We start from the raw sequence: 287 nt of genomic DNA, 5'->3' as shown, positions 1-287 counted from the left end.
GTCGGCGTAATTTTACCCATATTGGTTTGCCGGATTTCCTGATAAGCGTTGGGCTGGGGAGGCAGATGCTCCGACACGGTTTTTCTGAACTCCGCTTCGTCCCCGGTATCCACCCCGGGTTTGTCCGCGACCAGGTCGCCCAGTCTCGCGGACACTCTTCCGCCTTCGCCGAGCTCGGCACACCGCCCGAAGTGCGCCGGGAGCACGATCAGCTCTTCGGACAGCTTCTTGTAGCGGTCGTATAAAGTGGCGCGCAGGTCTCTCGCCCAGTACTCCGCCTTGCCGGC

General features: G+C 61.7%; 1 pseudogene. It reads right to left on the bottom strand.

Annotated elements, in window-relative coordinates:
* Positions 1-287: pseudogene (locus KVT34_RS30160) on the bottom strand (MBL fold metallo-hydrolase); the annotation flags it as partial.

The sequence above is a fragment of the Paenibacillus sp. GbtcB18 genome, assembly GCF_019091125.1.
GTDB lineage: Bacteria > Bacillota > Bacilli > Paenibacillales > NBRC-103111 > Paenibacillus_F > Paenibacillus_F chitinolyticus.
This window is presented reverse-complemented; position numbering and strand designations above follow the sequence as displayed.